This is a genomic window from Paenibacillus agaridevorans, from assembly GCF_018604145.1.
GTDB lineage: Bacteria > Bacillota > Bacilli > Paenibacillales > Paenibacillaceae > Pristimantibacillus > Pristimantibacillus agaridevorans.
In genome coordinates this window covers 7,537,521-7,562,035 of record NZ_CP075889.1, presented here as the reverse complement: position 1 = coordinate 7,562,035, position 24,515 = coordinate 7,537,521, and the positions used below count along the sequence as shown (strand labels likewise).

General features: G+C 51.6%; 22 protein-coding genes and 1 other annotated feature. All 22 genes read right to left on the bottom strand.

All coding sequences use genetic code 11. The annotated features are described in order from the left end of the window. Positions 1 to 65: 65 nt before the first annotated feature. Positions 66 to 1,103, bottom strand: a complete 1,038-nt coding sequence (locus KJW29_RS30305) for an ABC transporter substrate-binding protein (RefSeq protein WP_214627414.1) — start codon at positions 1,101 to 1,103, stop codon at positions 66 to 68. 822 nt (positions 1,104 to 1,925) lie between these two features. Continuing rightward, positions 1,926 to 3,116, bottom strand: coding sequence for an elongation factor Tu (gene tuf, locus KJW29_RS30300; RefSeq protein WP_087570305.1), 1,191 nt, complete (start codon positions 3,114 to 3,116; stop codon positions 1,926 to 1,928). 120 nt (positions 3,117 to 3,236) lie between these two features. After that, a complete protein-coding gene (gene fusA / locus KJW29_RS30295; RefSeq protein ID WP_214627413.1) occupies positions 3,237 to 5,318 on the bottom strand; it encodes an elongation factor G in 2,082 nt (693 codons plus the stop codon). 29 nt (positions 5,319 to 5,347) lie between these two features. Beyond that, positions 5,348 to 5,818: a 30S ribosomal protein S7 gene (rpsG, locus tag KJW29_RS30290; RefSeq protein WP_087570303.1), complete on the bottom strand. Its 471-nt coding sequence runs from the start codon at positions 5,816 to 5,818 to the stop codon at positions 5,348 to 5,350. Between the two features lie 188 nt (positions 5,819 to 6,006). Beyond that, positions 6,007 to 6,426 (bottom strand): 30S ribosomal protein S12, encoded by a 420-nt coding sequence (gene rpsL, locus KJW29_RS30285; protein ID WP_087570302.1) that lies wholly within the window; start codon positions 6,424 to 6,426, stop codon positions 6,007 to 6,009. Between the two features lie 471 nt (positions 6,427 to 6,897). Further along, complete coding sequence (locus KJW29_RS30280) at positions 6,898 to 7,062, bottom strand: hypothetical protein (RefSeq protein ID WP_179215758.1); 165 nt, start codon at positions 7,060 to 7,062, stop codon at positions 6,898 to 6,900. A 196-nt stretch (positions 7,063 to 7,258) separates the two neighbouring features. Beyond that, positions 7,259 to 10,885 carry a DNA-directed RNA polymerase subunit beta' gene (gene rpoC / locus KJW29_RS30275; protein WP_214627412.1) on the bottom strand — a complete coding sequence of 1,209 codons (3,627 nt, stop codon included), beginning with the start codon at positions 10,883 to 10,885 and terminating at the stop codon, positions 7,259 to 7,261. A gap of 74 nt (positions 10,886 to 10,959) precedes the next feature. Continuing rightward, the gene (rpoB, locus tag KJW29_RS30270; RefSeq protein ID WP_214627411.1) at positions 10,960 to 14,505 is read right to left on the bottom strand and encodes a DNA-directed RNA polymerase subunit beta; all 3,546 of its coding nucleotides are present in this window, start codon (positions 14,503 to 14,505) and stop codon (positions 10,960 to 10,962) included. A gap of 390 nt (positions 14,506 to 14,895) precedes the next feature. Further along, positions 14,896 to 15,492, bottom strand: coding sequence for a class I SAM-dependent methyltransferase (locus tag KJW29_RS30265; protein ID WP_214631390.1), 597 nt, complete (start codon positions 15,490 to 15,492; stop codon positions 14,896 to 14,898). A 130-nt stretch (positions 15,493 to 15,622) separates the two neighbouring features. Continuing rightward, a complete protein-coding gene (gene rplL, locus KJW29_RS30260) occupies positions 15,623 to 15,985 on the bottom strand; it encodes a 50S ribosomal protein L7/L12 (RefSeq protein WP_087570298.1) in 363 nt (120 codons plus the stop codon). Positions 15,986 to 16,084: 99 nt separating this feature from the next. Beyond that, a complete protein-coding gene (gene rplJ / locus KJW29_RS30255) occupies positions 16,085 to 16,588 on the bottom strand; it encodes a 50S ribosomal protein L10 (protein WP_214627410.1) in 504 nt (167 codons plus the stop codon). Positions 16,589 to 16,645: 57 nt separating this feature from the next. Beyond that, positions 16,646 to 16,807: a sequence feature (ribosomal protein L10 leader region), on the bottom strand. Positions 16,808 to 16,825: 18 nt separating this feature from the next. Further along, positions 16,826 to 17,518 carry a 50S ribosomal protein L1 gene (gene rplA, locus KJW29_RS30250; protein ID WP_214627409.1) on the bottom strand — a complete coding sequence of 231 codons (693 nt, stop codon included), beginning with the start codon at positions 17,516 to 17,518 and terminating at the stop codon, positions 16,826 to 16,828. 138 nt (positions 17,519 to 17,656) lie between these two features. Continuing rightward, on the bottom strand, positions 17,657 to 18,082 hold the full coding sequence (gene rplK, locus KJW29_RS30245) for a 50S ribosomal protein L11 (RefSeq protein WP_087570295.1): 426 nt from the start codon (positions 18,080 to 18,082) through the stop codon (positions 17,657 to 17,659). 66 nt (positions 18,083 to 18,148) lie between these two features. Continuing rightward, positions 18,149 to 18,682 carry a transcription termination/antitermination protein NusG gene (gene nusG / locus KJW29_RS30240; protein ID WP_087570294.1) on the bottom strand — a complete coding sequence of 178 codons (534 nt, stop codon included), beginning with the start codon at positions 18,680 to 18,682 and terminating at the stop codon, positions 18,149 to 18,151. A 24-nt stretch (positions 18,683 to 18,706) separates the two neighbouring features. Beyond that, positions 18,707 to 18,916, bottom strand: a complete 210-nt coding sequence (gene secE, locus KJW29_RS30235; RefSeq protein WP_087570293.1) for a preprotein translocase subunit SecE — start codon at positions 18,914 to 18,916, stop codon at positions 18,707 to 18,709. Positions 18,917 to 18,934: 18 nt separating this feature from the next. Continuing rightward, the gene (gene rpmG, locus KJW29_RS30230) at positions 18,935 to 19,084 is read right to left on the bottom strand and encodes a 50S ribosomal protein L33 (protein ID WP_082967189.1); all 150 of its coding nucleotides are present in this window, start codon (positions 19,082 to 19,084) and stop codon (positions 18,935 to 18,937) included. Positions 19,085 to 19,635: 551 nt separating this feature from the next. Continuing rightward, on the bottom strand, positions 19,636 to 20,289 hold the full coding sequence (gene sigH / locus KJW29_RS30225) for an RNA polymerase sporulation sigma factor SigH (RefSeq protein ID WP_087570292.1): 654 nt from the start codon (positions 20,287 to 20,289) through the stop codon (positions 19,636 to 19,638). 183 nt (positions 20,290 to 20,472) lie between these two features. Next, complete coding sequence (locus tag KJW29_RS30220) at positions 20,473 to 21,003, bottom strand: NYN domain-containing protein (RefSeq protein WP_108991600.1); 531 nt, start codon at positions 21,001 to 21,003, stop codon at positions 20,473 to 20,475. Positions 21,004 to 21,005: 2 nt separating this feature from the next. Next, positions 21,006 to 21,764, bottom strand: a complete 759-nt coding sequence (gene rlmB / locus KJW29_RS30215; RefSeq protein WP_087570290.1) for a 23S rRNA (guanosine(2251)-2'-O)-methyltransferase RlmB — start codon at positions 21,762 to 21,764, stop codon at positions 21,006 to 21,008. 53 nt (positions 21,765 to 21,817) lie between these two features. Beyond that, positions 21,818 to 22,312 carry a Mini-ribonuclease 3 gene (locus tag KJW29_RS30210; protein ID WP_425517474.1) on the bottom strand — a complete coding sequence of 165 codons (495 nt, stop codon included), beginning with the start codon at positions 22,310 to 22,312 and terminating at the stop codon, positions 21,818 to 21,820. Beyond that, on the bottom strand, positions 22,309 to 23,712 hold the full coding sequence (gene cysS, locus KJW29_RS30205; RefSeq protein ID WP_087570289.1) for a cysteine--tRNA ligase: 1,404 nt from the start codon (positions 23,710 to 23,712) through the stop codon (positions 22,309 to 22,311). The genes KJW29_RS30210 and cysS overlap by 4 nt, the downstream gene beginning before the upstream one ends. Next, positions 23,709 to 24,479 (bottom strand): serine O-acetyltransferase, encoded by a 771-nt coding sequence (gene cysE / locus KJW29_RS30200; protein ID WP_214627408.1) that lies wholly within the window; start codon positions 24,477 to 24,479, stop codon positions 23,709 to 23,711. The genes cysS and cysE overlap by 4 nt, the downstream gene beginning before the upstream one ends. Between the last annotated feature and the right edge of the window lie 36 nt (positions 24,480 to 24,515).

The window sequence follows — 24,515 nt, the reverse complement described above, 5'->3', positions numbered from 1 at the left end:
ACAATGGGGCGAATCGGAAATTCGATCCCCCCATTTAAATCTCTGTCTGTATCATGTTCAACGAATTACTCGATGATATTGTTTTCTGGATCCTTTACATACGTCTTCATCGCTTCTGTTACGGTAATTCCTTGTGCTTCTGCTGCCTTAAGATTGAGTATAAAGTCCAGCTTCTCTGGCGTCCGCACATCGAGCTCACCCGGATTTTTGCCGTTTTTAAGAATCTCTACCGCCATTTGGCCAACTTCATAACCATGGTCAAAGTATTTAAATCCAACCGTTGCAAATGCGCCTTTTTCTACCGTATCGCGATCCGCGGAGAAAAATGGAATTTTATTTTTTTCCACTACGTCCAGGATTGCATCAGCTCCTTCAACAACAGTGTTGTCCAGCGTAATATATACCGCGTCAACACGTCCAACCAGGGACTGGGCCGCTTGCTGCACATCGGAGCTATTTACAATCGGGGCTTTTACAAGCTCGATGCCGTGCTTGGACAGCGCCTCTTGCGCAATATCACTCATTACAACCGCATTGGGCTCGCCTTCATTAATAATAATGCCTACTTTTTTAACCTCGGGCAATTCCTTCGCGATAAAATCCATCAACTGAACGATCGCTTCCGGATTTGTATCCGACGCGCCTGTTACATTGCCGCCCGGAGCTTTCAACTGCGGGACAAGCTTCTCTTTCAAAGGATCTGTAACAGCAGCAAACAATACCGGCTTGTCCTTTACTTCTTCCACCAAGGCGCTGCTGGTATTCGTTGCGATCCCGAGTGCCAGGTCGGCATTGCCAGAAGCAATTTTCTCGGCGATGGATTTAAAATTATTCGGATCTCCCTGCGCATTATTGTAATCCACATTCACTTCAAGACCTGCGTCTTTCAGCGCGGCCAGAAATCCTTCACGCGTTGCATCGAGAGAAGGATGCTCGACAATTTGGGATATCGCGATGTTGTATGTCTTGCCTGCCTCGGGAGCATTGGTCGCCCCGGCCTGTTCGCCATTGCCTTCGCTTGGTTTGCCGTTATTGCCTCCGCATGCCGCCGTAACAACCATTAGTGACGCAAGTGCAAGTCCTAACCAAAACTTCTTTTTCATGATGTTAAACCCCTCTCGCTCTTTTCATTATTTTGTATTACTTCCCCGCAATTCCCTGTAGATGCATCAAAGCTTTATCGCTTTTTGTCGTTAAAGTATTAGAGTAAACGATAATATTTTTGATATAAATACAAAAAAATGCGTTTATACTCATATAAACTTAATCATAATTGTTTACTAGCGACCTCGTCAATGCCAATTTTTATTATAATTATTGTCATTAAAAAACGTTGAGAAAAAACCACTTGAAGGTGATTCAAACTCCAAACGTCCAGGTCACTCTCTGCCTATCGGACATCAATGGTTCTATTCATCAATTTATTAGGTTTTTCGAAAATCTAATGGACATAAAGAGGCTGTCTATTAATTGTGCAAAGGTGAAATTGCGGGCAAGAGCCCGGTAAGAAATGGACGGGAGCAACTGTAACGGAAATGAAAGGCGTTATTACAGCAAAAAGCCGCACTTTGCAAATCTAACGGAACTGACAGCTCTTATGGTGGGCAAAAGTCCGCGGTTTGCCTGGATTTCTCACGAATAACGTCGCAGAGTTCCGTTAAATTTTAAAATCACGCCAAACGATCCATATAAGGTCCCTTATTTCCGTTAGCACGTTGGCGATGATGGATTGCAGCTTCATTTCCGGTTTTGCACACAATGAATCGACAGCCTCATACACGACCCTAATTGGCATCATCATCGCGCAAATTGGCTCCATTACGAACCCATAGTGTCTTTCGGAGTAGCATAATTTGCTATCCCACGAAAAAAAACCTCCACCGAAGTGGAGGTTTTCCATGCATGCGGCGAATCGCCGCATGTCATTATTTTTGGATCGTTGCAACAGCGCCAGCGCCTACAGTACGGCCGCCTTCACGGATGGAGAAGCGAGTTCCTTCTTCAACCGCGATTGGAGCGATCAGTTCAACTGTAACTGTGATGTTGTCGCCAGGCATAACCATCTCAGTGCCTTCTGGCAGGTTGATGATACCTGTAACGTCAGTTGTACGGAAGTAGAACTGTGGACGGTAGCCAGTAAAGAAAGGCTTGTGACGGCCACCCTCTTCTTTAGTCAGAACGTAGATTTGAGCTGTGAAGTTCGTGTGTGGCTTAACGGAACCTGGTTTAGCCAGAACTTGACCGCGCTCGATGTCTTTACGGTCAACACCGCGAAGAAGTGCGCCTACGTTGTCGCCAGCTTGAGCGGAGTCAAGCAATTTACGGAACATCTCAACGCCCGTAACAACGGATTTGCGAGTTTCTTCAGCAAGACCGATAATTTCGATCTCGTCGCCAACTTTGATAACGCCACGCTCTACGCGACCTGTAGCAACTGTACCACGGCCTGTGATTGTGAATACGTCCTCGACAGGCATAAGGAAAGGCTTAGCCGTGTCGCGCTCAGGAGTTGGGATGTAAGTGTCAACTTGCTCGAACAGCTCGATGACTTTGTCAGCCCAAGGACCATCTGGGTTAGCAAGTGCTTCACGAGCCGCGCCGCGGATGATTGGCGTGTCGTCGCCTGGGAAGTCATACTCGGACAGAAGATCGCGAACTTCCATTTCAACCAGTTCAAGAAGCTCTTCGTCTTCAACCATGTCGCATTTGTTCAGGAATACAACGATGTAAGGAACGCCTACTTGACGGGAGAGCAGGATGTGCTCGCGCGTTTGCGGCATTGGGCCGTCAGATGCGGATACAACCAGGATCGCTCCGTCCATTTGTGCAGCGCCTGTGATCATGTTTTTAACATAGTCGGCGTGACCTGGGCAGTCAACGTGAGCATAGTGACGGTTAGGAGTCTCATACTCAACGTGGGATGTGGAGATTGTGATACCGCGTTCGCGCTCTTCTGGAGCTTTGTCGATTTGGTCAAACGCGATAGCCGCGCCGCCGTATCTTTTGGAAAGTACAGTTGTGATCGCAGCAGTCAGAGTTGTTTTGCCATGGTCGACGTGACCGATTGTACCGATGTTAACATGCGGTTTAGTACGTTCAAATTTAGACTTAGCCATTGAACTTAATCCTCCTCAATATCACTTGATATTTTATGTGTGGGCCGGCATCGAGAGCGAAATCACACCTGAACACCGGCCAAAATACAACTTGTTCATGCTAGAGCAGCCAGTCGGCTATTACTCAGCCGAACCTTTGTGCTTGGCGATGATCTCTTCAGAGATCGATTTCGGAACTTCTTCGTAGTGAGAAAGCTCCATCGAGAATACGCCGCGTCCTTGCGTACCGGAACGAAGAGTTGTGGAGTAACCGAACATCTCGGAGAGAGGCACCTTGGAACGGATAATTTGCGCGCCTGCGCGGGAATCCATACCCTCGATGCGACCACGACGGGAGTTCAGCATACCCATAACGTCGCCCATGTACTCTTCTGGAACCGTAACTTCGACCTTCATGATTGGCTCGAGAAGGACAGGTTTACACTTGTCTTTCGCTGCTTTAAGCGCCAGGGAACCAGCAATCTTAAATGCCATCTCAGAGGAGTCGACGTCATGATAGGATCCATCGACAACAGTCGCTTTGATATCAACGAGCGGGAAGCCGGCGATAACGCCATTCTTCATCGACTCTTCGATACCCGCTTGGATTGGGGCGATGTATTCACGAGGAATCGATCCACCCACAACCTTGCTTTCGAAGACGAAGCCTGCTCCAGCCTCTTGTGGTTCGAACTCGACCCAACAATGACCGAACTGACCTTTACCGCCGGATTGACGAACGAATTTACCTTCAACCTTAGCGCCTTGACGGAAGGTCTCACGGTAAGCAACCTGAGGTTTACCTACATTCGTCTCTACTTTGAATTCACGAAGCATACGGTCAACGAGGATCTCGAGGTGAAGCTCACCCATACCCGCGATGATCGTTTGGTTCGTTTCTTCATCCGTATAAGCGCGGAATGTTGGATCTTCCTCGGCGAGCTTGGAGATTGCAACGCCAAGTTTGTCTTGGTCTGCTTTCGTCTTAGGCTCGATTGCGATTTGGATAACGGGTTCAGGGAAGTTCATCGATTCAAGAACGATTGGGAACTTCTCGTCGCACAGCGTATCTCCCGTAGTCGTATCCTTCAGACCTACCGCGGCAGCGATATCGCCCGAGTGTACTTCCGAGATCTCTTGACGGCTGTTCGCGTGCATCTGCAGAATCCGGCCAATCCGCTCGCGTTTGCCCTTAGTTGCGTTAAGAACATACGAACCGGATTTCAGGATACCCGAGTAAACGCGGAAGAACGTCAAACGTCCTACGTAAGGGTCCGTCATGATTTTGAATGCCAGAGCCGAGAACGGCTCCGAGTCGGAAGAAGGACGTACTGCTTCTTCGCCATCTTCGAGCGTACCTTTAATAGATGGTACGTCAACTGGCGCAGGCAAGTAGTCAACAACCGCATCCAATACCAATTGAACGCCTTTGTTACGATAGGAAGAACCGGCTACTACAGGGAAAATCTTAACGTCGCAAACGCCTTTACGAAGAACAGCCTTCAGTTCTGGAATTGTGATTTCTTCACCTTCCAGATACTTCATCATCAGATCTTCGTCCAGTTCTGCAACCTTCTCTACGAGCTCGCTGCGAAGTTCTTCAACTTGGTCAGCATACTCAGCAGGAATTTCGCCTTTAACCGGGTCCTTGCCCAGATCATCAACGTAGTTGTAAGCCACACGCTCAACAATGTCGATTACGCCGACGAAGTCGGATTCTGCGCCGATAGGCAATTGAATCGCAACGGCATTGGCTTGCAGACGCTCACGCATGTCTTTGACAACATTCAGGTAGTCTGCGCCAATGATATCCATCTTGTTAACGTAAGCGATCCGTGGAACGCCATAGCGGTCGGCTTGACGCCATACCGTTTCGGATTGCGGCTCAACGCCTTCTTTTGCACTGAAAACACCAACGGCCCCGTCCAATACGCGTAGGGAGCGTTCAACTTCAACTGTGAAGTCAACGTGACCCGGAGTATCGATGATATTGATGCGGTTACCCTTCCATTGAGCGGTAGTAGCGGCAGACGTAATCGTGATGCCGCGCTCTTGTTCCTGTTCCATCCAGTCCATTGTAGCTGCACCTTCGTGCACCTCGCCAATTTTGTGGGTACGGCCCGTGAAGAACAAGATCCGTTCAGTGGTTGTAGTTTTACCAGCGTCAATATGCGCCATAATCCCGATATTACGCGTATTTTCCAAGGAGAACTCTCTTGCCATAAATTTGTCTCCTCTCGATTATGGTTATCCTACCAACGGTAGTGAGCAAACGCTTTGTTTGCTTCAGCCATTTTGTGCGTGTCTTCACGCTTCTTAACAGATGCGCCTGTGTTATTGGAAGCATCCAAAATCTCGGCAGCCAGACGTTCAGTCATCGTTTTCTCGCCGCGGTTGCGCGAGTAGTTCACGAGCCAACGAAGACCAAGAGCCGTACGGCGCTCAGGCTTAACCTCGATTGGCACTTGATAGTTAGCGCCGCCTACACGGCGAGCTTTAACCTCAAGAACCGGCATGATGTTTTTCAATGCTGCTTCGAACACTTCCATTGGATCTTTACCGGAACGCTCCTGGATCAGCTTGAAAGCATCGTATAACAGCGTTTGTGCAGTACCTCTCTTGCCGTCGATCATAATACGGTTGATCAGACGAGTTACCAGTTTGCTATTGTAAACCGGATCCGGCAGCACATCGCGTTTTGTTACAGGACCTTTGCGTGGCATGTAAAGTCCCCCTTTCTTCTAATAGTGGCTTGTACTTGCTTGGAATATCCCGATCGGGCTATTCTTACCACATAGGAATGTTTAAGATCTTTAACCCGATACATCGTTAAGAAAATCATTCCTATTGGCAATAAAACCTACCTCTAAACGCGGTCGCTCATCTTCGAGTTGCCTCGATAAAGGTTTTCTTACTTTTTAACTTTAGGACGTTTCGTACCGTATTTGGAACGGGCCTGGTTACGGTTGTTAACACCCGCAGTATCCAATGCGCCGCGAACGATATGGTAACGTACACCCGGAAGGTCCTTAACACGACCGCCACGGATCAAAACAACGCTGTGCTCTTGCAGGTTATGACCGATACCTGGGATGTACGCAGTAACCTCAACACGGTTAGTCAAGCGTACACGCGCGTACTTACGAAGCGCGGAGTTCGGTTTTTTCGGAGTCATTGTACCTACACGAGTGCACACACCGCGTTTTTGCGGAGCGCTGATTTCAGTTGCTTCACGTTTCAGAGCGTTGAAACCTCTTTGCAAGGCTGGCGATTTCGATTTCACGACTTTCGCTTGACGGCCTTTGCGAACGAGCTGGTTAATAGTTGGCATGTTGCCACCCCCTTCCCCTTATTCATGTCTTGATGTCCACATAAGAATTGACAATTTCCGTACATGTCGGAAACATAAAGTCTTATTGGCGATAAAACCTACCCTAAAAACGCGGTCTCTCATCTTTGATTGACCTCGATAAAGGTTTTCTCATGGTAGACATTTCATCCACAGTTTAAGCCCACAGACCCAGGCGGTTCATAATGAAACAAAAGTATTCCATAAGCCCGGTCATCAGGCACACTTCGATATATTATCACTTCGCCTATACCAATGTCAAGCAAGATTAGTGGCACTTTTTGTCGTTTAGCCATATTTACGAATATTTTGCATATCGCTCTTAGTCATTTGACTTGACGGAAAGGTACGGATTGGCCAGCGACCGCTCTATACCTGCCCGATCTTTATCGATATGCAATACCCGTTTCTCATACGGAATCGACTCGCTGTTACGACCGGAGCAGGTACAGCCTATCCAAAATTCGCTTGTATAATCACCGATTTTTTTTGCAGCTTCTCGAGCTCTGCCCGAATGCCGGCCAGCTCAAGCTCAAGCTCAACGTCTCCATGTGGAACCTCAAATTTAATTCTGATGTATTCAAGCACTTCGTCGATTTCGTGGCTATTCGACAACATGGATCCCTCTCCTATCGCGCATGTACCTTCATCCTATAAACACCTGTAAGACGCAAGTAGTTGTAGGTTTTATAAAAAAATTTTTATCTATTTTTTCGACTCTTTTTCGCATGCAAAAAAAAGAAACGACACCTTCCCCTCAAGGGAAAAGCATCGTTTCTGTTGAGATCAGCACATCTGTGCTGATCCTTAATCATTATTCAACCACTACAGCTTCAGCAGCTTCTTCAAGCTCCATGCCTTCGACAATTTCGTCTTCCAACCCGGCGAAGCGAATGTTGCGGTAGCGTTGCATACCCGTACCAGCCGGGATCAGCTTGCCGATGATAACATTCTCCTTCAGGCCGAGCAACTGGTCGACTTTGCCTTTAATAGCAGCGTCGGTCAATACGCGAGTCGTCTCTTGGAACGATGCCGCGGACAGGAACGAATCCGTCTCCAGCGACGCCTTCGTAATACCAAGCAGTACGGGCTTCGCAACCGCAGGCTCCTTGTCAGCGAAAATCGCTTCGCGGTTCGCGGACTCGTATTCGTGAATGTCTACGAACGCGCCTGGCAGCAGTGTCGTGCCTCCAGCATCCACGATACGGATCTTCCGGAGCATTTGCTTGATCATAACCTCGACGTGTTTGTCGTTGATCTCAACGCCCTGGTTCCGGTATACGCGCTGTACTTCCTGCAGGATATAGTTCTGAACGCCACGGATACCCTTAATGCGCAGCATATCCTTCGGATCGATGGAACCGTCGGTCAATTCGTCGCCTGCTTCGATGTGCTGTCCTTCCGTCACGCGAATACGCGAGCCGTATGTCACAGCGTACACCTTTGTCTCGGCTTCGCCTTGCACTTCGATCTCTCTGCGGTCCTTCGCCTCGCGAATTTCCTTGATAACGCCGTCGAGCTCGGAGATAATCGCTTGACCTTTCGGATTACGCGCCTCAAAGAGCTCCTGGATACGCGGGAGACCTTGCGTAATATCATCGCCGGCAACACCGCCGGTATGGAAAGTACGCATCGTCAGCTGTGTTCCCGGTTCGCCGATGGATTGCGCCGCGATAATGCCTACCGCTTCGCCAATCTCAACGTGCTTGCCGGTTGCCAGGTTACGGCCGTAGCAGATTTTGCAGACGCCATGACGCGCGCGGCAGCTTAGTACGGAACGGATTTGAAGTTTCTCTACGCCCGCATCGATAATCGCATCTGCTTTGCCGGAGTCGATCAGTTCGCTGCGGTTGACGATAATCTCGCCAGTCTTCGGATGACGAATCGTCTCGAATGCGTAACGCCCTTCGATACGGTCGTACAGGTCCTCGATGACTTCTTTGCCGTCCTGGATCTTGCTAACGGTAAACCCTTTGTCCGTGCCGCAATCGTCTTCGCGAACGATAACGTCCTGCGCAACGTCTACGAGACGGCGAGTCAGGTAACCGGAGTCGGCCGTACGAAGAGCCGTATCGGCAAGACCTTTCCGTGCTCCGTGCGTCGAGATGAAGTACTCGAGGACGGTCAGGCCTTCGCGGAAGTTCGATTTGATCGGCAACTCGATGATACGGCCGGATGGATTCGCCATCAGACCACGCATGCCGCCGAGCTGTGTAATCTGGGATTTGTTACCCCGTGCTTTGGAGTCGACCATGAGCATGATGTTGTTGTAACGATCCATCGATTTCATGAGGACTTCCGTAATCTCGTCCTTGCATTTGCTCCAGATGCTGATGATCCGGTCATAACGCTCTTCGTTCGTAATCAGACCGCGGCGGTACTGATTCATAACGGTAGCGACCTTCTCGTCGGAAGCCTTCATGATCTCCGCTTTTTCCTTCGGAACAATAACGTCGGATACGCCGATCGTAATGCCCGCTTTGGTGGAATAAGTGAAGCCCAGCTGCTTGATGCGGTCAAGAATAACCGCAGTCAAGGTTGTATGGTACTGACGGAAGCACTCTGCAATGATCGTGCCGAGGAAGTCCTTGCCTACCGCGCCAGCTGTTGCGATCTCATCGACAAACTTCGTCAAGTCCGCGCCCTTCTCATACACAAAGTACTTGTCAGGCGTACCTTGAAGAAGGTTCACTTTCGTTGCTTCGTTGATGTATGGGAAATCTTCGGGGAAGATTTCGTTAAAGATCACTTTACCTACCGTAGTAGCCATTAGTGAAGCTTGCTGTTGCTCCGTAAAGTTCGTCTTCTTGAGCACTTTCACCGGGATGAAAATGCGCGCATGCAGCGATACGATACCACGTTGGTACGAGGAGATCGCTTCGTTGACCGTCGCGAAGACGGATCCGGAGCCTTTGGCTTCCTTGTTGTCCATCGTCAGGTAGAAGCTGCCAAGTACCATATCCTGGGAAGGAGTGACGACCGGCTTGCCGTCCTTAGGGTTAAGGATGTTGCCGGACGCCAGCATAAGCAGGCGCGCTTCCGCTTGCGCTTCCGCGGAAAGCGGTACGTGAACGGCCATCTGGTCACCGTCGAAGTCGGCGTTGTAAGCCGTACATACGAGCGGATGCAGCTTGATCGCGCGTCCCTCGACAAGAATCGGCTCGAATGCCTGAATGCCGAGTCTGTGCAGCGTGGGGGCACGGTTCAGGAGAACCGGATGTTCTTTAATGACTTCTTCGAGAACATCCCATACCTCAGGGCTTACGCGTTCGACTTTACGTTTCGCGCTCTTGATATTATGGGCAAGGCCTTTGTTTACAAGCTCCTTCATCACGAATGGCTTGAACAGCTCCAGTGCCATTTCCTTAGGAAGACCGCATTGGAACATCTTAAGGTTTGGACCTACGACGATAACGGAACGACCGGAATAGTCAACCCGTTTGCCCAAAAGGTTTTGACGGAAACGTCCTTGCTTACCCTTTAGCATGTGGCTGAGGGATTTCAGAGGACGGTTGCCGGGACCCGTTACCGGACGTCCGCGACGTCCGTTATCGATCAGGGCGTCAACCGCTTCCTGAAGCATACGTTTTTCGTTCTGTACGATAATGTCCGGCGCGCCGAGATCGAGCAGACGCTTAAGACGGTTGTTCCGGTTGATTACGCGGCGATACAGATCGTTCAGGTCGGAGGTCGCAAAGCGGCCGCCGTCCAGCTGTACCATCGGACGAAGCTCCGGCGGGATAACCGGGAGCACGTCTAGAATCATCCATTCCGGTTCGTTGCCGGAGTTACGGAAAGCTTCGATAACTTCGAGACGCTTGATAGCGCGGTTACGACGCTGCCCTTGAGCGGTGCGAAGATCTTCCTTCAACTGCTCGAGCTCACGCTCTACGTCGATATCCTGAAGCAGCTTCTTGACCGCTTCAGCGCCCATGCCGGCCTGGAAGCCGTAGCCGTATTTCTCGCGGTAGCTGCGGTATTCCTTCTCGGACAGGAGCTGTTTCTTTTCGAGAGGCGTATCCCCTGGATCCGTTACGACATAGGATGCAAAGTAGATAATCTCCTCCAGCGAACGCGGGGACATATCTAGTGCAAGCCCCATGCGGCTCGGAATGCCTTTAAAATACCAGATATGGGAGACGGGAGCGGCCAATTCAATATGACCCATCCGCTCGCGGCGAACTTTGGCGCGAGTTACTTCGACGCCGCAGCGATCGCAGACAACGCCTTTGTAACGAACCCGCTTATATTTGCCGCAATGGCACTCCCAGTCCTTGGTCGGACCGAAGATCTTCTCGCAGAAGAGACCTTCCTTCTCGGGTTTCAACGTTCTGTAGTTAATGGTTTCCGGCTTCTTGACTTCTCCGCGGGACCACGAGCGAATTTTATCCGGCGAAGCCAGACCTATTTTCATATACTCGAAGTTGTTCACGTCCAACAAGGAGCAACCCTCCTTCGTCATGTATGACGGTGTCTATTGAGAAAACCTCTATCGAGGCCATTCGAAGATATAGCTTATTCGGCTCCTGCTTCGGCGCCTTCCAGATTGAGGTTCAGCTTGTCGCCCGTACCCTCATCCTCGTCGTCGATTTCTTTCATTTCGATCTCTTCTTCATTTTCGGACAGGATTTTAACGTCCATACCCAAGCTCTGAAGCTCTTTGATCAAAACTTTAAACGATTCTGGAACGCCAGGCTCCGGCACGTTCTCGCCCTTGACGATCGACTCGTACGTCTTCACGCGGCCTACCACGTCATCGGACTTGACGGTAAGAATTTCTTGAAGCGTATAAGCAGCGCCATAAGCCTCGAGCGCCCAAACTTCCATCTCGCCGAAGCGCTGTCCGCCGAACTGGGCTTTACCGCCCAGCGGCTGTTGCGTAACGAGGGAGTATGGACCCGTGGAACGGGCATGGATCTTGTCGTCGACCATGTGCGCGAGCTTGATCATGTACATGACGCCAACCGTTACTTCGCGTTCGAACGATTCGCCCGTACGTCCATCGTACAGAACCGTCTTACCGTTCCGCTGCATGCCTGCTTCTTCCATCGTATCGAAGACGTCCTCTTCGTTCGCGCCGTCGAATACAGGAGTAGCTGCATGAATGCCCAGATGCTTGCACGCCATGCCAAGGTGAACCTCCAGCGCTTGACCGATGTTCATCCGGGAAGGAACGCCGAGCGGGTTCAGAACGACCTCTACAGGAGTTCCGTCCGGCAGGAACGGCATATCTTCTTCCGGCATGATACGTGCGATAACCCCTTTGTTACCGTGACGTCCGGCCATCTTGTCGCCTTCGGAGATCTTACGCTTCTGAGCGATATAAGCGCGAACGAGCTGGTTAACGCCCGGAGGCAGTTCGTCGCCGTTCTCGCGGGTAAATACTTTTACATCCACGACGATGCCGTCGGTACCATGCGGTACGCGAAGCGAAGTGTCGCGAACCTCTCGCGCTTTCTCGCCGAAGATGGCATGAAGCAATCTCTCTTCGGCCGTCAGTTCGGTAACCCCCTTCGGAGTAACCTTGCCGACCAGAATGTCGCCTGCGCCGATCTCGGCGCCGACGCGGATAATACCGCGCTCGTCGAGATTGCGAAGCGCCTCTTCGCCGACGTTCGGAATGTCGCGTGTAATCTCTTCCGGACCCAGCTTCGTATCGCGGGCTTCGGATTCGTATTCTTCGATATGAATGGACGTGTATACGTCTTCCTTAACCAGCTTCTCGCTAAGCAAGATGGCATCCTCGTAGTTGTAGCCTTCCCACGTCATAAACGCAACGACAACGTTGCGGCCAAGCGCGAGTTCGCCCATCTCCGTGGAAGGACCATCCGCCATGATATCACCCTTCTTGATGATATCGCCTTTGCGGACCAGCGGACGCTGATTGATGCATGTGCCCTGGTTGGAACGCATAAACTTGTGAAGCTTATGCTTCACGAGATCTCCGTTCACCGGCTTGCCATCGATCATCTCGACGCGGCGAAGCCAAATTTCGTTGGCGGACGCACGTTCAATGACGCCATCGTATTTCGACACGATACATACGCCGGAGTCTTTCGCACCCTTATGCTCCATGCCAGTGCCCACGAATGGAGCTTTAGGAATGAGCAGCGGTACAGCCTGCCGTTGCATGTTGGAACCCATAAGCGCGCGGTTGGAGTCGTCATTTTCAAGGAACGGAATGAGCGCCGTCGCAACCGACACGACCTGCTTAGGCGATACGTCCATATAGTCGACGCGGTCGCTTGGCATAGTCAAAATGTTATCGGCTTGTTTATTGTAACGGACAATCGTCTGCGACTCGGCGAACTTGTTATCCGGAGTGAGCTCCGCGTTCGCTTGCGCGATAACGTAGTTGTCCTCTTCGTCTGCCGTCAAATAAGCGATCTGATCCGTCACGACACCCGTCTTGGGATCCACCCAGCGATACGGCGCTTCGATAAAGCCATATTCGTTAATGCGGGCGAACGTCGACAAAGAGTTGATCAAACCGATGTTCGGTCCCTCAGGCGTTTCGATCGGACACATCCGGCCATAATGCGAGTGATGGACGTCACGAACTTCGAAGCCTGCGCGCTCCCGCGTCAGACCGCCGGGGCCCAGAGCGGACAGACGGCGCTTATGCGTAAGCTCGGCAAGCGGATTCGTCTGGTCCATGAACTGGGACAGCTGGGACGAACCGAAAAACTCCTTGATGGATGCGATAACGGGACGAATGTTGATCAGCGCCTGCGGCGTGATCGCGTTGGCGTCCTGAATCGACATTCTCTCGCGGACAACGCGTTCCATACGGGATAGACCAATTCGGAATTGGTTCTGCAGCAGCTCGCCTACGGAGCGCAGACGACGATTGCCCAGGTGATCGATATCGTCCGTGCTGCCGACGCCGTGCAGCAAGTTAATGAAGTAGTTAATCGACGAAATAATATCCGCAGACGTAATATGTTTGACGGATTTGTCGATTATACCGTTCGCGATAACCTTGATTACCTTATTTTCGTCGAGCGGCGAGAATACGCTGATGGCCTGGAGTGGAATACTATCCGCATCCAGAACGCCGTTAGCGACATGGTACGTTTTGAAACCCACGTCGGTCTCGAGCTTTTCGAGAATTTCGTCAAGAAGGCGACGGTCAATCATCTGGCCGGATTCCGCGATGATCTCGCCAGTAGACGGATCAACGAGGTTCTCGGCAAGACGCTGATTGAACAGACGGTTCTTGATGTGCAGCTTCTTGTTTATTTTGTAACGGCCAACATTGGCCAAGTCATATCGTTTGGGATCGAAGAAACGAGCGACAAGCAAGCTCTTCGCGTTGTCCAAAGTAGGCGGCTCGCCCGGACGAAGACGCTCATAAATCTCGATCAGCGCTTTCTCCGTGGAATCCGTGCTGTCTTTGTCCAGCGTGTTGCGGATGTACTCGTCATGTCCGAGCAAATCCAAAATTTCGGCGTCAGTGCCAAACCCAAGCGCGCGCAAAAGTACCGTTACCGGAATTTTCCGGGTCCGGTCGATACGAACGTAGATGATGTCCTTGGCATCCGTTTCCAGTTCCAGCCAAGCGCCACGGTTCGGAATAACCGTCGCCGTGTACGTCTTCTTGCCGTTCTTATCTACCTTCGTGCTGAAGTACACACTCGGGGAACGAACCAATTGGCTGACGATAACGCGTTCTGCGCCGTTAATAATGAATGTGCCGGTCTCGGTCATAAGCGGGAAATCGCCCATGAATACTTCTTGCTCCTTAACCTCGCCCGTCTCCTTATTGAACAGCCTTACTTTTACGCGCAGCGGAGCCGCGTAAGTTACGTCGCGTTCCTTCGACTCATCCACCGAATACTTCGGCTCGCCTAAGCTATAGTCGATAAATTCCAGTGAAAGATTGCCCGTAAAGTCCGAAATCGGAGAGATATCCTGGAACAATTCGATTAAATCGCTGTCCAAAAATTTCTCGTACGATTTTTGTTGGATTTCAATCAGGTTCGGGACTTCCAGCACCTCGCTGATCCTAGCGTAGCTTCTTCTAGCACGCCGACCATACTGAACAAGTTGTCCTGCCAACTTAACCTCACCCCTCGTGTCTGTCTCACAGCATCGATACTACTGCGTTACTCTCTTAGGCGGCGGCAGCCGCCCATACAGATAAATAAAGAAAAGCCCTTATCGAATAGGTTCGAAAAAAGAGCATGTTTCCGGCAGTTTGCCTGACGCGGCTGACCGCGCAGGTCCCATATCAAGTATTTTGCCCAAAATGTAAACATTATACGTCAAATGCTCCAAAAGTATGCATTCACTACGGAAAATTGCACTTGACATTTTAGTTAACTAAAGAGAATTACAGCAATTTTATACTGACATTTTATAATATTACCATATCCAAATTGTCAAGTCAATTCATTTCCAACGTTTCAAACAAAAAAACATTGACATTTGATCGAAAATCGGGTATTTCTATTTTTTGGCTCGAAAAATCCGGTATCCCTTGTCTTTGGTCACTTCGACCACTTCCTCGTACAATTGCTCCAGCTTCTCCAGCGCGGATGGGGCCCCTTGCTTTTTCTGAATGACGACCCACAAGCTGCCGCCCTTCTTCAAAAAAGCATGTCCTTCTTCAAAAACCCGGTGGACAACCGCCTTGCCCGCACGAATCGGCGGGTTTGTCAAAATGGCGTCGAACTCTCTCTCGGATACGGACTCATAGAGATCGCTTTGCATGATCTGCACATTGCTAATCTCGTTGAGCGCGGCATTCTCCTTCGCAAGTTCTACTGCTCTCTCATTAATATCGACCATTGTTACCGACCCTCGCGGGACTAGTCCTGCCGCGCTAAGCCCGATGGGCCCATAGCCGCAGCCGATATCGAGCACTCGGTCGTTCTCCGACAGCTCCATGGCATCAATCAACACTTTACTGCCATAATCGACGCCCGTCTTGGAGAACACGCCTGCATCTGTCGTAAACTTCAGCTTACGTCCCCTTAGAAGCGTCTCGACGGTTTGGCGATTATGTTTCGCCTCCGGCGCTTTGGAATAATAGTGATTCGACAGATCCGCCGCCTCCTTATCCTCATAACTCGGCAACATGCAAGGAACCCCTTGTTACCTCACGGTATCAAGGGGTTCGCCAGCGGGTTTTTCGTCAGACGATCATCCCGCTGCAGGTTTTCGAGAAGCGATATTACTTAACTTCAACGGCAGCGCCAGCTTCTTCAAGCTTAGCTTTGATACCGTTAGCTTCGTCTTCGCCGATTTTTTCTTTGATAGCTTTAGGAGCGCCATCAACCAGCTCTTTAGCTTCTTTCAGGCCAAGACCCGTGATTTCGCGAACAACTTTGATTACGTTGATCTTCGAAGCGCCAGCGCTTGTCAGGATAACGTCGAATTCAGTTTGAGCAGCAGCTTCAGCAGCGCCGCCGCCAGCTACTACTGCTACTGGAGCTGCAGCAGTTACGCCGAATTCTTCTTCGATTGCTTTCACGAGATCGTTCAGTTCAAGAACTGTCATACCTTTAATGGCTTCCAAGATTTGCTCTTTAGACATGGTATATACCTCCGAATGGTTTAGTTTTGGTTGTTGTATTGCTAATTATGATGCCTGACCTGTCAGGCGGCATCGGTCTTGCCGGGGCAGAAGCTTTGCTTACGCGCTAGCTTCTTGTTTTTCTCCAACTGCTTTAACCGCAAGCGCGAAGTTGCGCATTGGAGCTTGAAGCACGCTGAGGAGCATGGAGAGCAAGCCTTCGCGGGAAGGAAGCTCTGCAAGCGCCTTGATTTCTTCGGCGCTAACGACTTTACCTTCTACAATGCCGCCTTTTAATTTCAGGGCATCGTTCTTTTTGGCAAAGTCGTTAAGAATTTTGGCCGGAGCAACAGCGTCTTCGCCGCTGAATGCTACTGCCGTAGGACCTGTAAGAATGTCGTTCAGCGACGTCAGTTCTGTACCTTCCGTGGCGCGACGAACGATCGAGTTTTTCAGAACCTGGAAGTCAACGCCCGCTTCGCGGAGCTGCTTACGCAGTTCAGTTACTTGCGCGACGTTCAATCCGCGATAGTCGGCGATAACCGTGCTGGAGCTCGAAGTGAGCTTCGACGCGACAACCGCAACCGCTTCTTGTTTCTCTTGGATGATCTTAGCGTTAGCCAAACTGTACACCTCCCGTTAAATTTTACATGCCGTGATACGATAAATTTCCTTCTCCTTGGGTGCATGAGAAAAGGCCTTCGCAGACACTGCGAAGGCCATGATGTCGTTATCAAGTACATGCGGCAGGCCGCGACTTCATTAACGTATTATCATAACACCTCGGTAGGAAATTAAGTCCTTTCGGACACCTACTGTCTACGGTATGCGTATTCGAATTTAGTGTCGTTTCCCTCTTGCTTAGCGGTAGCTAGCAGTTGATACGCGAGCGCCAGGGCCCATCGTGGAGGAAACGGCGATGTTTTTCAGGTAAATGCCTTTGGCAGCAGCCGGTTTAGCGCGCACCAGAGCGTCGATCAGAGCTTTCAGGTTTTCGTTCAGCTTCTCAGCGTCGAACGATACTTTGCCGATTGGAGCGTGGATTTGACCCGCTTTGTCCAGACGGTACTCGATCTTACCTGCTTTGATTTCTTGAACGGCCTTGGCAACGTCGAACGTTACTGTACCTGCTTTCGGGTTAGGCATGAGGCCTTTACCGCCCAGGATACGACCGAGCTTACCAACTTCAGCCATCATGTCCGGCGTTGCTACGCAGACGTCGAATTCGAACCAGCCTTGTTGGATTTTGTTGATCATGTCTGCGTCGCCGACAAAGTCAGCGCCTGCAGCTTCCGCTTCTTTCACTTTTTCGCCTTTGGCGAAAACGAGAACGCGTTTTGTTTTGCCTGTGCCATGCGGAAGTACGACAACGCCGCGTACCGCTTGGTCTTGTTTACGTGGGTCTACGCCCAGACGAACGGCCACTTCGACGGATTCGTCGAACTTGGCTGTTGCCGTTTTCTTTACAAGCTCGATTGCTTCAGCTGGCTCGTAAGTCGCTTCGCTGTCGATCAGCTTGGCTGCTTCTGCATATTTCTTGCCGTGTTTAGCCATTGAAATTGTCCTCCTTTGTGGTTATAACGGAACGGCCTCCTGGGACCGATCCTCCCACCTCGCGAAGCTTATGCTTCGCCAAGCGTCGGTGTCTTCGAAGACACCTTGGGTTTCCCGTCCCGATGGACGTTCCCCCCATTAGTCGGCGATGGAGATACCCATGCTGCGGGCAGTACCTTCAACCATACGCATTGCCGCCTCAACGGAAGCTGCGTTCAGATCCTGCATCTTCGTTTCTGCGATTTCGCGAACTTTGTCACGTTTCACAGTTGCGACTTTTTTCTTGTTCGGTTCGCCGGAACCCTTCTCGATACCAGCTGCCACGCGAAGCAATACTGCTGCCGGTGGAGTCTTCGTCTCGAATGTGAAGGAACGGTCCTCGAATACCGTGATCACGACTGGAATAATCAGACCTGCTTGATCCGCTGTGCGAGCGTTGAATTCTTTACAGAACGCCATGATGTTAACGCCTGCTTGACCCAGTGCCGGACCGATTGGAGGAGCTGGATTCGCTTTGCCTGCAGGAACTTGCAGTTTGACCATCTTGATGACCTTTTTTGCCATGATTCACACCTCCTTGCCCTGATATACAAACCCGCGTCAGGCGAGTTTGCTCCGGAAACCGGATAATTATATCTTCTCCACCTGAGTGTAATCCAGCTCAAGCGGGGTTTCCCTGCCAAACATGTTGACGTGAACCTTCAGCTTCGCCTTGTCCAGCAAAATTTCTTCTACCGATCCGACAAAGTCCGCAAAAGGACCAACTTTGACGCGAACCGTTTCCTTTAGATCGAATTCGATCTTCGGCTTCGGCTCTTCCATGCCCATGTGTTTCAGAATCTGATCCACTTCGTCAGGCAGCAGAGGAGTCGGCTTGGAACCGGAGCCCGTCGAACCTACAAATCCCGTTACTCCCGGCGTATTGCGAACAACGTACCACGAATCGTCGGTTTGAACCATCTCTACGAGAACGTAGCCAGGGTAGACCTTGCGTTGGACGGTTTTCTTCTTTCCGTCCTTTTCTACCACTTCGTCTTCCATAGGAACGAGCACGCGAAAGATCTTGTCTTCCATGCCCATCGATTCAACCCGGCGCTCCAAGTTGGCTTTCACCTTGTTCTCGTAGCCGGAGTAAGTGTGTACGACATACCATCTTTTTTCCATCACAAATCCACCTTTGGTCCCTTATTAGACAATGAGTTGAACCAATTCAGAGATTCCGATGTCAAGAAGCCAGAAGTAAATCGTCACAGCGACAACTGTCAGCAAGACGACGATGGAATAGCTCGTCAACTCCTTACGACTTGGCCAGCGAACCTTCTTCAGTTCCGCCCAGCTGTCGGCAAAAAAACTAAACGTCGTTCCAAAGCCTTGCTTCAGTTTGGCCAAAAATGTCACGGTTACACCTCCAATGGACTATCTCGTCTCGCGATGAGGAGTCTGCTCGTTACAGAACTTGCAAAACTTCTTCAACTCGATGCGGTCGGGGTGATTACGTTTGTTCTTGGTTGTCGCATAGTTTCTTTGTTTGCAGTTTGTGCATGCCAACGTGATGATTACCCGCATTGAATTACACCTCCCGAACTGCTAAAAAATACGAATCGCGAAACTCTATAGTCAAGTTTATTGATTCCATCGCCAATACTTCGGCCAAACAAAAAAAGAACCCGTTTGCAGGCCTACCTAAACACTTTATCACAAGGGCTATGTCGTGTCAACGCATGCATCCCGTTACTGACTTGCGAAATATTGGCATCGATCTCTGAATTCTATCATTGCGAGTTCAAAAAGTTCGGTTTTCAGCACCGAGAAGATTGAAAGAAGGTAGAAACTGAGGAGCGGAGCGTAGTGGTAGCTACGTGAGCACCGGAAGTTTCGCCTGAATTCAATATTCGAAGTCGACTATGCCCCGTGGCATACTTCGTGATGGGAAGCGGACTTTTTGAACTACCTCTACACAGTATGACCGAATGCGCCTCCATATAAACCAATGGACTGTCTTCGCCCCCTGAAACGTTGATCAGATGGCCAAGACAGTCCGTTGTCTTAAAACGATGACGACATCCTCGTCCTGCAAGTCCAGTCGTCAAAACGTCCTCTATGCCGGAACCGCGGAGCTATACTCCTCCAAAATCGCGAATCTCCAAATACTTCTCCAGCTTGCGCTTGACTCGCTGAAGCGCGTTGTCTATCGACTTTACGTGACGATCGAGATCAACGGCGATCTCCTGATAGGATCTTCCGTCCAGATACAGCATTAGAACCTTGCGTTCCAAATCGCTCAAAATCTCCGCCATCTTGTCTTCAAGACCGATGAATTCTTCCTGGTTGATGATCAGCTCTTCGGGGTCGGATACGCGAGTGCCGCAAATGACATCCAGCAGCGTTCGGTCGGAATCCTCGTCGTAGATAGGCTTGTCCAGGGAAACGTAGGAGTTGAGGGGGATATGCTTCTGCCTCGTGGCCGTCTTGATCGCGGTAATGATCTGCCTGGTAATGCAGAGCTCAGCGAATGCCTTAAAGCTCGCGAGCTTGTCGCCCTTGAAGTCTCGGATCGCCTTGTACAGGCCGATCATGCCTTCCTGGACGATATCTTCGCGATCGGCTCCGATTAGGAAGTAGGAACGGGCCTTCGCCCGCACAAAGTTCTTATATTTGTTAATCAAATATTCCAACGCAATGCTGTCGCCGTTACGGACCGCCTCTACGATGTCCTCGTCCGTACTGCACTCATATTCGAGCGTACTCCATTCTTTGAGGTCGTAACTCACACACTATCCCTCCGGCCTGCAAGGCGTACACCGCGCTAGATTCAACAGATAGAAACATAGAGTCAGTATACATTATGTAACCTTGCAACGTCAACAGAACCACACCCCGAAACCTATCGTATTTCTAGCAAAAATGTAACAATATGACACGTTGTGGAAAAATGTCCCTTTCCGGCAGATGACTTATTCCTCTCCGCGGCGAAGTCGTTCAAGCTTGCTCCAGACGTCGAGGCTGACATTCTCGTCGACCGAGTTGCGGCGAATCGGCTTCGTCTCCCGCTCCCGAATGTTCTGCTCAATCAGCTTCCGGTTCTGATTAATGTCGATCAGCAGCTCCCGGGCAGACAGTCTCAGCGCTCCCTTGCCGAATGCCACATGCTGCTCGACAAGATCCGAAGTCGCCACGTAGATGCTGCGTCTCCGGATCATCAGCTCGCTGCATAGCCGCTCGATGCATTCGTCCGCCGTCTCCTTCTCCTTCGTGTACACGACGGTAAGCTTATGCTGCTTGTATGTGGCTCCGAGACCGGGTACCTGATGCGCATCGAAGATGACGTAGATCTCCATGCCCGAGAACCCCTGATAGTCGGCCAGCATATCGAGGAGCTTGTCTCGCGCGTCCTCCAGATCCGACTCCTTGAGCTTCTCCAGGACCGGCCACGCCCCGATTATATTGTAGCCGTCGACCAGGAGCACATCATTGGGCCGATTCATCGCTATTGGCCCCGTCTCTGCCTGACAACCTCGTACATCAACACGCCTGCCGCTACCGAGGCGTTAAGGGAATTCAAACGGCCAAGCATGGGAAGCTTGACAAGAAAATCGCATTTTTCTTTGATCAAGCGGCCCATGCCCTTGCTCTCGTTGCCGATGACAATCGCAAGCGGCATGTCGAACTTCGATTTGTATACATCCTGAGCGGCCGACACATCCGTGCCAGCTACCCAAACGCCCGCTTCTTTGAGCTTCTCGATGGTCTGGGCGAGGTTCGTCACGCGAGCGACGGCGACGTGCTCCGCTGCGCCCGCCGACGTCTTAAGCACAGTAGCGGTCAAGCTGGCCGAACGGCGCTTCGGAATGACGACGCCGTGCACCCCCGTGCACTCCGCCGTACGCAAAATGGAGCCTAGATTATGCGGGTCCTCGATCTCGTCGAGAACGAGGATAAACGGCGTCTCGCCCTTCTTCTCCGCGATAGCCAGAATATCGTCGACCTCGACATAGTCGAACGCCGCGGCTTGGGCAATTACGCCCTGGTGGGCAACGCCTGCGGCCATGGCGTCCAGCTTGCGCTTGTCCACGAATTGAACAACGATGCCAAGCGCCTTGGCCTCCGCCGTAATGGGTCCCGTCACGCTTTTCTGGGAGCCCTCGGCAATCCATATTTTATTGATCTCGCGTCCCGAACGGAGCGCCTCCAGCACGGGATGTTTCCCGGCGATGATTTCTTCTTCTTGCCCATTATGTTCGGACATGGTAGCCCTCCTTCATTCTTGCTTGTCTATGCCTGCTTTCGCCAATCGCCGGACTATTCGTCCTCCCCAAGGGCTACGCGCATCAGCTCGCCGATCCGTTCCATGCGCCCTTCGAAATACAAATAGCCGAATAAACATTCCAGCGCGGTCGCCTGACGGTAATCGGCCGGGTCCGCATTTTTCGGAGGCGCCCCCGACTTCGTGTTGCGCCCTCGGCGCACCATATCGGCTTCCTCTTCGGTCAGGAGCGGCTGCAGACGCTCCAACTGCAGGCGCTGCGCTTTCGCAGACACCCTCTTAGTCGCCTCTTGATGCAGATGATGCGACTTGTTGTTGGGAAGCGAGATCAGGTATTGCCTCACAAGCAATTCGAAAACGGCATCTCCCATGTACGCCAGCACGACGGGATTGATGAGGCCGCTCTTCTTGCCGGGCGCGTGTATGGCGAGGGGATTGGAGAAGAACGCGGCAGGCGATGCCTTCTCCTCGCCGATTCTCCCCGCCTTCTCAATCGGTTCTTGATTGTACTCGTCAGGATGCTCCATCATTTGCGCCGCCACCTGATGCCTTGCGGCGTATCCTCAAGGACGATATTCATCTCGTTTAACCGATCCCGAATCTCGTCGGCCCGCGTCCAGTTCTTCGACTTGCGAGCCTCGGTCCTCTCGAGAATCAGCGCTTCTACTTCTTCCGCGAGCGAATCGGCGTCATCTTGACGCGGGAGCAGGCCAAGCACGCTGTCGAAACGTTCCATCAGCGCGATCAGAGCTTTCAGCCCCGCCACGTTCGCCTCCGGGCGGTTGATGTAGAGATTGGCTTCGCTCACCAGCTCGAACACGGCCGTAATGGCGTCCGGCGTGTTGAAGTCGTCGCCCATCTTCGCCGCGAATTGATCCGCGAGCTGCGCAAGCTTGCCCGCGAGCGCGTCATCGACCGGACCAGCCATGCCTTCCGCCGCAAGGCGGTGCTGCAGATTGGCATAGCAGATCGCGATGCGCTCCACGCTGTTTGTCGCTTGCGCAATGGATTCGTCGCTGAAGTTCAACGGACTCCGGTAGTGCGTCGACAGCATGAAGTACCGAATCGCCTCCGGCTTGACGCGTTTGACGATCTCTTGAACCGTGATCCCGTTGCCGAGCGACTTCGACATTTTCTCATTGTTGATATGAATGTAGCCGTTATGCATCCAGTAATTAGACAGCGGCTTGCCTGTCAGCGATTCGGACTGGGCCACCTCGCATTCGTGATGCGGGAATTGCAGATCGTGGCCGCCGCCGTGAATATCAAGCGTATCGCCGAGATATTTGCGCGCCATCGCGGAGCATTCGATATGCCAGCCCGGACGGCCCGGCCCCCAAGGACTATCCCATTTGATCTCGCCGGGCTTGGCGCCTTTCCAGAGCACGAAGTCGCCTTGATGCTCCTTGCGCTCGCCGATCTCGATGCGAATGCCGAATTGGAGCTCGTCGATCTTCTGATGGGATAGCTTGCCGTACTCTTCGAACTTCGCCGTTCGGAAGTAGACATCCCCTTCGCTTGGATACGCGTAACCTTTATCAACCAGACCCTCTATAAAGTCGATGATCTCCGGTATATGATCCATGACGCGCGGATTAAGCGTCGCCTTTCGCACGCCCAGCGACTCGATGTCCTCGTAAAAGGCCTCTATAAATTTTTCCGCCACATGCGGCACGTCCGTGCCAAGCTGCTCCGCTTTGCGAATCAGCTTGTCGTCGACATCCGTAAAGTTGCTGACGTAATTGACTTCATACCCCGCATACTCCAGATAGCGGCGAACAACGTCGAAAAAAATGACAGGTCGCGCGTTGCCGATATGAATATAGTCATATACCGTTGGTCCGCATACGTACATCTTTACTTTGCCCGCTTCCTGCGGAGCAAACGGCTCCTTGGCCTGCTTGAGCGAGTTATAGATGGATATCGTCATACTTTGCTCTTTCCTCCCTCTTGCAATTCCTTCTGCATGGTTTCCTTGACCTCGTTGGCGGGGCGGCCCTGCGCGCCGTTCTCCGCACTGGCCGGCGCAATTGCCCGAACGGTTCCCGGCACGCCTTCTCCTGCGGACGTCAGCCGCCCCACTTCATCCTTGAGACCGTTGATCTCGCCCTGCATCGCCCGGAACATCTCGATAACCGGATCGGGCAGCTGCGTATGGTCGAGCCGATCGCCCACCCGTTCTCCGTTCCGTCTGACGACGCGCCCCGGATTGCCTACGACCGTGCAATTATCCGGAACCTCGCGCAGAACGACGGCGTTGGAGCCTATATTGGAATTATCGCCCACGCGGAACGATCCCAATACTTTGGCTCCGGAGCCTATGACGACATTGTTGCCGATCGTGGGATGCCGCTTGCCCTTCTCCTTGCCCGTGCCGCCGAGCGTCACGCCTTGATAGATCACGACGTCGTCCCCGATCTCGCATGTCTCCCCGATCACCACGCCCATGCCATGATCGATAAAGAGCCGCTGACCGATCGTAGCGCCGGGGTGAATCTCGATCCCGGTAAAGAACCGGCTCGTCTGGGAGATGATTCTGGCCAGCGTGAACCATTTTCTCCGATAGAGGGCATGCGACACACGATGCGCCCAGATGGCATGTACGCCGGAATACGTAAAGATAACCTCGAACCTGCTGCGAGCCGCAGGATCATTTTCGAACACCGTCTTGACATCCGAGCGAAAATGGCGAAACATATCCGTTCCTCCCCCTTCCAAATTGCCTGCTTTCGT

What these genes read in the sequence shown, in the direction of transcription:
- KJW29_RS30305 (WP_214627414.1), bottom strand. Translation starts at nt 1,103, where the DNA reads ATGAAAAAGAAGTTTTGGTTAGGACTTGCACTTGCGTCACTAATGGTT.
- tuf (WP_087570305.1), bottom strand. Translation starts at nt 3,116, where the DNA reads ATGGCTAAGTCTAAATTTGAACGTACTAAACCGCATGTTAACATCGGT.
- fusA (WP_214627413.1), bottom strand. Translation starts at nt 5,318, where the DNA reads ATGGCAAGAGAGTTCTCCTTGGAAAATACGCGTAATATCGGGATTATG.
- rpsG (WP_087570303.1), bottom strand. Translation starts at nt 5,818, where the DNA reads ATGCCACGCAAAGGTCCTGTAACAAAACGCGATGTGCTGCCGGATCCG.
- rpsL (WP_087570302.1), bottom strand. Translation starts at nt 6,426, where the DNA reads ATGCCAACTATTAACCAGCTCGTTCGCAAAGGCCGTCAAGCGAAAGTC.
- KJW29_RS30280 (WP_179215758.1), bottom strand. Translation starts at nt 7,062, where the DNA reads ATGTTGTCGAATAGCCACGAAATCGACGAAGTGCTTGAATACATCAGA.
- rplL (WP_087570298.1), bottom strand. Translation starts at nt 15,985, where the DNA reads ATGTCTAAAGAGCAAATCTTGGAAGCCATTAAAGGTATGACAGTTCTT.
- rplA (WP_214627409.1), bottom strand. Translation starts at nt 17,518, where the DNA reads ATGGCTAAACACGGCAAGAAATATGCAGAAGCAGCCAAGCTGATCGAC.
- rplK (WP_087570295.1), bottom strand. Translation starts at nt 18,082, where the DNA reads ATGGCAAAAAAGGTCATCAAGATGGTCAAACTGCAAGTTCCTGCAGGC.
- nusG (WP_087570294.1), bottom strand. Translation starts at nt 18,682, where the DNA reads ATGGAAAAAAGATGGTATGTCGTACACACTTACTCCGGCTACGAGAAC.
- rpmG (WP_082967189.1), bottom strand. Translation starts at nt 19,084, where the DNA reads ATGCGGGTAATCATCACGTTGGCATGCACAAACTGCAAACAAAGAAAC.
- KJW29_RS30220 (WP_108991600.1), bottom strand. Translation starts at nt 21,003, where the DNA reads ATGAATCGGCCCAATGATGTGCTCCTGGTCGACGGCTACAATATAATC.
- rlmB (WP_087570290.1), bottom strand. Translation starts at nt 21,764, where the DNA reads ATGTCCGAACATAATGGGCAAGAAGAAGAAATCATCGCCGGGAAACAT.
- KJW29_RS30210 (WP_425517474.1), bottom strand. Translation starts at nt 22,312, where the DNA reads ATGATGGAGCATCCTGACGAGTACAATCAAGAACCGATTGAGAAGGCG.
- cysS (WP_087570289.1), bottom strand. Translation starts at nt 23,712, where the DNA reads ATGACGATATCCATCTATAACTCGCTCAAGCAGGCCAAGGAGCCGTTT.
- cysE (WP_214627408.1), bottom strand. Translation starts at nt 24,479, where the DNA reads ATGTTTCGCCATTTTCGCTCGGATGTCAAGACGGTGTTCGAAAATGAT.